The organism is Rothia sp. 11273D007AR, assembly GCF_053547255.1.
In genome coordinates this window covers 65,244-72,484 of sequence record NZ_JBPPWJ010000014.1, presented here as the reverse complement: position 1 = coordinate 72,484, position 7,241 = coordinate 65,244, and the positions used below count along the sequence as shown (strand labels likewise).

Here is a 7,241-nt window from a genome sequence, read left to right as displayed (position 1 = left end):
GTTATTTGTAGAGATTTAACGCTCATATTTTTGCCGCGGGTGGGGCCGTTGTCTAGTTGGTGGGTGTGGGGTGCGTGCCTACTTTTGAATAAGCCTCTTTACTTTTTTGGAGCTCTGAAAAACTCAAAGATTTACCGCTTGCAAAAAATGATTAAAGAGTAGAAATGATTTTAATTCTATGAAGAATAGAATCCTGAACCTTCAAGACGATAAGAACAAATAAATTATACTCAAGCCAGCTGGCAGAGGTTAGGCAAGCCAGGCTCACAGCGAAGCTGTTGGCTCGGGGCTGGCGTGAATCGCCTCGTGAGCGAAGCGAACCAGGCGAGAGGGTCGGCAGCGAGCGTGAGCCTGGTGCGCCTTACTTGTCTTTCCCTACCGTACTTCGTACCCCGCCGCTCGGATTGCGTCCTTCACTTCCCCAATGCTGACCTCGCCGAAGTGGAAGATCGAAGCGGCGAGGACGGCGTCCGCGCCTGCTTCGATGGCGGGTGGGAAGTGCTCGGCTGCGCCTGCGCCGCCGGAGGCAATCAGGGGTACGGTGACGACAGAGCGCACCGCCCGAATCATGGGCAGGTCAAAGCCGGCCTTGGTGCCGTCGGCGTCAATGGAGTTCAGCAGGATCTCGCCCACGCCGCGTTCCTGGGCCTCAGCAACCCATTCAAGCAGGTCAAGCCCGGTGGATGTGCGGCCGCCATGGGTAGTCACCTCATAGCCAGACGGAGTAGCGTCCGACCTCTTGGCGTCCGCCGAGAGCACCAGCACCTGGGAGCCAAACCGCTCGGTAATCTCGTTAATCACCTCGGGCCGGGCAATAGCGGCAGTGTTGATAGAGGCCTTATCGGCGCCGGTGCGCAGCAGGCGGTCGACGTCCTCAGCGGTGCGCACTCCCCCGCCCACGGTCAGCGGGATAAAGACCTGCTCAGCGGTCGATGACACCACATCGAAGGTGGTCTGGCGGTCAGAAGAAGAGGCGGTGACATCCAGGAAGGTCAGCTCATCGGCGCCCTCAGCGTTGTAGCGCTTGGCGAGTTCTACCGGGTCGCCAGCGTCGCGCAGGCCCTCAAACTTGACGCCCTTGACCACGCGGCCGGCGTCCACATCAAGACACGGAATAACACGAATGGCAACACCCACGGGCGCGCCCCCTTTCCTTGAAAGCAAAACTGAAGCGGCGGCGTCCGCCCATATCAGGGGCAAGGACGCCGCCGGGTAAAGTTACAGGCGCGCGGCCTGAATGGCGGTGACTAGGATGCCGCGGCCACCGATCTCGTAGAGGGAATCCATGACATTATTCGCTGCCTTGCGCGGCACCATGGAGCGCACAGCAACCCAGCCCTCGCGCGAGAGCGGCGAGATGGTCGGGGCTTCAAGGCCGGGGGTCAGAGTGGTGGCAGCCTTAAGGTTAGCCTCTTCGATGTTGTAGTCAATCATCACGTACTGGCGGGCAATCAGCACACCCTGCAGGCGGCGCTGGAGGCGCTCAAGACCGGCGTGGTCCTCAACGCCGGGGCGCTTAATCAGCAGGGCCTCGGAGCGCATAATCGGGTCACCGAAAGGTTCCAGACCGGCTGCGCGCATGGTGTTGCCGGTTTCTACGACGTCGGCGATGGCGTCCGCAACGCCTAAACGAATCGAGGACTCAATAGCGCCATCCAGGCGCACCACCGACGCGTTGATGCCGGAGCGTTCCAGGTAGTCGGTCAGCAGGCGCTTGTAGCTGGTGGCGATGCGCTTACCTTCAAGTTCGGACGGGTCGGTGTAGGTACCGGCGGGCCCGGCCAGGCGGAAGGTGGAGCGGGCAAAATCAAGGGAGAGAGCTTCTTCGGCGTGGGTTCCAGCGTCCAGCAGCAGGTCCCGGCCGGTGATACCGACGTCCAGAGTACCCTCGCCGACGTACACGGCGATATCGCGGGGGCGCAGGTAGAAGAACTCCACCTCGTTTTCCTGGTCGACGAGCACGAGTTCGCGGGAGTCGCGGCGCTGGAGGTAGCCAGCTTCGGTGAGCATGGTGACGGCAGCCTGAGACAGCATGCCCTTATTGGGGACTGCAACACGCAGCATAAGTATTTTTCCTTTGCAGTGGGGTTTAGAGGTACTTGTAGATATCTTCGGGAGTCAGTCCCTTGGCGATCATCATGCACTGCAAATGGTAAATCAGTTGTGAAGCCTCTTCTGCGAATTCGGCATCTGACTGGAATTCGGCGGCCATCCACACTTCGGCTGCTTCTTCGACGATTTTTTTGCCGATGAAGTGGACGCCCTTGTCGAGTTCAGCGACGGTTCCGGAGCCCTCGGGGCGGGTTTCGGCCTTTTCGGCCAGTTCTGCGAATAGGGTTTCAAAGTTCTTCACGGTTTCTAGAGTACCGCTCTTTGAAGCTGCGGCGTTACCGGGCAGGTGGAGATTTCATCTTTCGGTCATGTGCCCTGCATTTCCCGGTAAGGACGCGCCCGCCCTCCTACCCCAGGGCAGGAGGGCGGGCGTCGGGGCCTACTTACCGGGTGCTGTAGATTGTGTGGCTCGTACCCACCGGAAAACTAGCCGACACAGTAAGTTCTGCTCCAAGTGCTGTGATGTATTTATGGAGGGTTTTGAGACTCACGCTCCCAATGTCTCCCTTTTCCATTTGGGAAATTCTTTTTTGGGAGACACCGATTTTTTCAGCCAGATCGGTCTGCGTCATTCCTAGATCTTTACGCAGTTTTTGCAGTTGGTATACATGGGCTTCAGCATGCATGACATCAACCAGGCCTTGTAATTCCTGGGAATCAACCGGTCGCATTTGTTTCAGTTCTTCAAGCGTTGTCACGGCGCTTCCTTAGGTATTCTTCGTAACGTTTCTCAGCAAGGGGGATGTTCTGTTTGTACCATTTGGTCCATTGGCCGGTTTTGTCACCAGCTACCAACAGAATTGCTTGTTGTTCTGGGTCAAAGATAAATAGAATTCTAATATTTTTTGCATGTCCTCGGGGCCTCAATTCTTTGAGGTTGTGTAGAGACGAACCGGTAATGCGATCAATAAAGGGCCTGCCACCAGGAGGCCCTACAGACCCAAGATATTCAAGAGCTGCAAGCACATGAAGATACTCTTGGCTAGGCAGTTCCATGAGCCAGTCTTGAACTAAACTTACTTCAACCGTCCACCCTTGCATGCTACTAGAGTACTACAAATATGTTCTATTGCATAGGTGAAGACAAAGAATAGCCCTCCTGCCCCAAGCCAGGGCAGGAGGGCGGGCGTCGGTTTTCTGCCGAGTTGCTACTTATCGGTTAGGGCAGGGAGTCCAGGTCTTACCGCCGGGAGCGTAACAGCGAGGACCTGTGTAACCGGGATAGGGGTTAGATTCCGGCTCAGGTGCAGGCGCAGGGGCCGGCGGTGGGGCAGGCTGGTTCTGGCCAGGTGCCGGATTAGGGACGGGCGCAGGGGCAGGTACAGGAGCTGGGGCAGGTGCAGGCGGCTGGTTTAGCTGGGCTTGACGTTGACGTTCAGCCTCAGCAGCCTGCTCGGCAGCAATCCGGTCTGCTTCAGCCTGGGCCGCAGCTGCCTGTTCAGCAGCTACTCGTTCAGCTTCAGCTTGAGCGGCCCTTTCTGCTTCTAGCCTCTGAGCTTCGGCAGCTTCAGCAGCCTGGCGCTCCTCCTCAGCCTTGCGTTCAGCTTCAGCCTGGCGCTGGGCTTCTTCCTTTTCAGCCGCTTCACTTTCAACAGTTTGCACAGCCCTCAGATAGTCACGGTTCCTTAATTCAAGTGCGGACTTGAGTGAGCCAATAAGAGAAGACATGGTTTCGGCCTGAAGGAGGTTCTTCAGATACTCTTCCGATCCATCAGCACTGATTTCTTCAAGCGTTGTAAGTATTTTTAGTGCTGCTTCAACAGCTATTATGAGGTCTTCAGGACTTGTAGCTTCTTCTACAGCCTGGGTAGCTTCTCTGAGCATTCCTGGCAGTGCACATGAACTAGCGGGATCGAAAATTCCCCGATTGTATTCCATGGCTTCTTCTTGTGCTTTGAGGATTTGGGGATAGAACTTCTCGTTAGGTGCAATTTTGATAGCTGTGGCAAAACCGTTTTTGGCTATTGTTTCGTTGACGAAGGTTCCGTCTTCTTTATACACTCCAGCGAGCAGACGGTCGTATTTATCAGTTTTTTCTTTATCAAACTCAAGGGTGACTTGTGTTCCCTCGGGCAACATGTTGGTCAGGAATTGGCTTGCTTCAGGCCCTAGGCATTCTACATTCTTATTGGGGTGTTTAGTTTCTGGGGTGTCGATATTGAGGAGGCGGACGGTGGCCTCCTTCCCCTGGTATTCAACCTCAATAGTATCGCCGTCGATAACCCTCTTGACGGTAGCGGTGTCCCCGCCCCCGCAGGAGGTAAGGGCCAAGGTGGCTAGCAGGGCTGTGCCCAGGGCACGGAAGAGTCTTTGGGGCATATGCTTTTTCTCCATTGAACTGCATGATTTGTGATCGTAGAAGACTCAATCAAGCTTAGGAAAAAACATGCCTGTCTGCTAAAAATTACCTGTCTATGACAATCGACAGTCAGTTCCTAGACACAAAAGGGCCCATGAGCAGCTGAAGGTTCATTTTCAGCTGCCCAGGGGCCACTGTCACTAACGGACGCTACCGCCTAGCGCACGTCCACGGTGGGGTCGGGGAAGGCGGTTTCAACCTCAACCTTGGCGGCCTCCTGGTTGCGGGTGCGCCACCAAACGAAGAAACCAACCAGGGTGAAGCCCCCGTAGAAGAGGTACATGAAGGCGCTGGCGTAGTAGCCTGCTGACCAGAGCAGGGGCACGCCGACGACGTCCACAGCAACCCAGACCAGCCAGAACTCCACCCAGCCCTTAGCCATACCAAAGGTGGCCAGCAGGGAGCCGGTGAAGATCCAGGCGTCAGACCAGACCGGCTCATAGGAGCCCAGGGCGCGGAAAATCGGGGTCAGCACGCCGGTGCCGATCAGCATGAAAGCGATCATGAAAGCGCGTTCCTTCCAGCTGGCCCACTGGGGAACCACCGCAGCCTGGCCGGCCTCGCCGGTCTTGCGGGTCTGGTTCCAGCGGTACCAGCCCCACACGGACACAGCAATGAACATGACCTGACGGCCTGCCTGGCCGAGCAGGTTAGCGGTACCGTAGGTTGAACCAAACACGGTGCCCAAGAAAACGGTGAGCAGCAGCAGGTTGCCGAGAATACCGACGGGCCAGGCCCAGACCTTACGGCGCATACCGCCGAGGGCTGATAGTAGGCCGAAGATGTTGCCAAGGACTTCGCGCACCAAGAGGGACTGGTTTTCGCCAATCGCAATTTGAGCGTCGAAGAGCCACCGCAAGAAATCCATAAAAAACTCCCAAAGCGAGTGGCTCCGGGAGAACAAATCGAGGGTACCCGGGGTTGGCTGGCTTCGGTGGGCGTCGGTGAGAACGCCGGTGGGCCGGGCAAGCGGGTACGGCAGGTACCGGTAGGGGTACCTTACGGTTTGCTCGTGCTACCTTCCATCCAGACTGTACTGTCTGCCAAGGAATTCCACCTTGCAGGTATCAGGCACTGATGTGTGCCGTCAATTAGCGGGCTGTCACCGCAGGTTCGGATTTTCACCGGGTCCCGGAGCACGATATTTTTCTTTTACACTTCAAGTTATAGCACGGCTGGGGTCTGTAACCGTCATATTGTGACTTATTCCCGCTATCTGGTCGGGTGCGGGGCCTTCCCCGAAGCCCCTGCTGATAACGTCAGTGTGACCTTACTCCCTGCCCCCCCTGAGCAACATGACTTCCCCGCACGAAAACCAGCCCCGGGCGTCCGCACCCGGCCACCGCGCTACCGCCACGACTGCCGACGCCCTCAACACCGACTCCCTGAATGCCGAACAGCTCACCGCCACCCTCGACCAGCTGCCCGTCACCCACCGTCACGCCCACCTGCTGGGAGTAACCGGTATTGGTTGGGCGCTCGATGCCATGGACATCGGCCTCATTTCCTTCGTCATGGCTGCCCTGATTGCCCACTGGGGTATTAGCTCGGGGCAGGCATCGCTGTTGGGCTCTATCGGGTTTTTGGGCATGGCGATTGGTGCCACCCTGGGCGGGCGTCTATCGGATAGGTTTGGGCGGCGCGCAATCTTTGCCGGCACGCTTCTGGTCTACGGGCTGGCTACCGGTTTTTCTGCCCTCGCTACGACCTTTACCATTCTGCTGGTGCTGCGTTTCATCGTGGGGTTGGGGCTCGGCGCTGAGCTGCCGGTAGCCTCCACCTATATTTCTGAGTTTGCCCCGCGGGCTGTGCGCGGGCGTATGGTCGTTGTTCTTGAAGCCTTCTGGGCGGTCGGCTGGATTCTCGCTGCCCTGATTGGAACCTTTATCGTGAGCCGCTCAGAGGACGGCTGGCGCTGGGCTCTTGCCATCGGCTGCGTCCCTGCCCTCTACGCCCTGGTGGTGCGGTGGGGACTCCCCGAATCGGTGCGCTTTCTCACCCGACGCGGCGACCTGGCCCGCGCCAGGTCCGTGGTCGCTGGTTTCGCTGCCTCCCCGCCCTTGCGGGCAGAAGCTGCGCGGACGCCGTCCGCCCCTGCCGCTACCGCTGCCGGGCAGGATTCGGCCGAGCTGGCTCGGGCAACCTCCATCTGGTCAGCGGCGCTGCGCCGCCGCACCCTTGCCTTCTGGGTCATCTGGTTCTGCATCAATCTTGCCTACTACGGGGCTTTTATCTGGATTCCCTCGCTACTGATTCAGCAGGGCTTTAGCCTGGTCAGCTCCTTTACCTTTACCCTCATCATGACTCTGGCCCAGCTACCGGGCTATGCGGTGAGCGCCTGGCTGATTGAGCGCTGGGGCAGGCGTTCTACCCTAGCTACCTTCTTGCTGGGCTCAGCGCTGGCAGCGGTGGCCTACGGCCTATCGCACGAGGTCTGGGCACTGGTAGCTAGCGGCTGCATGCTCTCCTTCTTCAACCTGGGTGCCTGGGGTGCCCTCTACGCCATCGGGCCAGAACTCTACCCCGGCCACCTGCGCGGTTCCGGCACGGGTGCGGCTGCCGGGTTCGGCCGTTTAGCCTCTATCGCCGCTCCCCTACTCGTGCCCGCCCTGCTGCCGCTAGTGGGTATTTCGGGGCTCTTTGTTCTGTTTGCTCTAGCCTTCTGCACGGCAGCTGGCGCAACCTTCCTGCTGCCTGAAACCCGCGGTAGGCAGCTCGTCTAACCCCGAGATGGTCATCAGTCGCTACACTTGAGGTGCATAAAGTTTTC

The 7,241-nt window shown here is 58.1% G+C and carries 8 protein-coding genes and 1 riboswitch; of the genes, 1 reads left to right on the top strand and 7 read right to left on the bottom strand.

What is annotated here, in order from left to right:
• Positions 1-375: 375 nt before the first annotated feature.
• The 7 genes from hisF to pnuC form a co-directional block, all read right to left on the bottom strand.
• A complete protein-coding gene (hisF, locus tag ACED88_RS08895) occupies positions 376-1,137 on the bottom strand; it encodes an imidazole glycerol phosphate synthase subunit HisF (protein ID WP_449107403.1) in 762 nt (253 codons plus the stop codon).
• 81 nt (positions 1,138-1,218) lie between these two features.
• Entirely contained in the window at positions 1,219-2,064 is an 846-nt protein-coding gene (gene hisG / locus ACED88_RS08890) for an ATP phosphoribosyltransferase (RefSeq protein WP_449107402.1), read from the bottom strand.
• 25 nt (positions 2,065-2,089) lie between these two features.
• On the bottom strand, positions 2,090-2,353 hold the full coding sequence (locus ACED88_RS08885) for a phosphoribosyl-ATP diphosphatase (protein WP_135012131.1): 264 nt from the start codon (positions 2,351-2,353) through the stop codon (positions 2,090-2,092).
• A 142-nt stretch (positions 2,354-2,495) separates the two neighbouring features.
• On the bottom strand, positions 2,496-2,810 hold the full coding sequence (locus ACED88_RS08880; RefSeq protein ID WP_237201042.1) for a helix-turn-helix domain-containing protein: 315 nt from the start codon (positions 2,808-2,810) through the stop codon (positions 2,496-2,498).
• Positions 2,797-3,108 (bottom strand): type II toxin-antitoxin system RelE/ParE family toxin, encoded by a 312-nt coding sequence (locus ACED88_RS08875; protein ID WP_237218410.1) that lies wholly within the window; start codon positions 3,106-3,108, stop codon positions 2,797-2,799. The genes ACED88_RS08880 and ACED88_RS08875 overlap by 14 nt, the downstream gene beginning before the upstream one ends.
• 156 nt (positions 3,109-3,264) lie before the next feature.
• Entirely contained in the window at positions 3,265-4,431 is a 1,167-nt protein-coding gene (locus ACED88_RS08870; RefSeq protein WP_449107401.1) for a thermonuclease family protein, read from the bottom strand.
• A 197-nt stretch (positions 4,432-4,628) separates the two neighbouring features.
• A complete protein-coding gene (pnuC, locus tag ACED88_RS08865; RefSeq protein WP_449107400.1) occupies positions 4,629-5,339 on the bottom strand; it encodes a nicotinamide riboside transporter PnuC in 711 nt (236 codons plus the stop codon).
• Positions 5,340-5,480: 141 nt separating this feature from the next.
• Positions 5,481-5,614: riboswitch (FMN riboswitch) on the bottom strand.
• Between the two features lie 152 nt (positions 5,615-5,766).
• Here pnuC and ACED88_RS08860 point away from each other — a divergent pair.
• A complete protein-coding gene (locus ACED88_RS08860) occupies positions 5,767-7,194 on the top strand; it encodes an MFS transporter (protein ID WP_449107399.1) in 1,428 nt (475 codons plus the stop codon).
• Positions 7,195-7,241: the final 47 nt, after the last annotated feature.

Bases quoted from the DNA above. Each gene is read 5' to 3' on its own strand.
- hisG (WP_449107402.1), bottom strand. From the start codon at position 2,064: ATGCTGCGTGTTGCAGTCCCCAATAAGGGCATGCTGTCTCAGGCTGCC.
- ACED88_RS08860 (WP_449107399.1), top strand. From the start codon at position 5,767: ATGACTTCCCCGCACGAAAACCAGCCCCGGGCGTCCGCACCCGGCCAC.
- pnuC (WP_449107400.1), bottom strand. From the start codon at position 5,339: ATGGATTTCTTGCGGTGGCTCTTCGACGCTCAAATTGCGATTGGCGAA.
- ACED88_RS08875 (WP_237218410.1), bottom strand. From the start codon at position 3,108: ATGGAACTGCCTAGCCAAGAGTATCTTCATGTGCTTGCAGCTCTTGAA.
- ACED88_RS08870 (WP_449107401.1), bottom strand. From the start codon at position 4,431: ATGCCCCAAAGACTCTTCCGTGCCCTGGGCACAGCCCTGCTAGCCACC.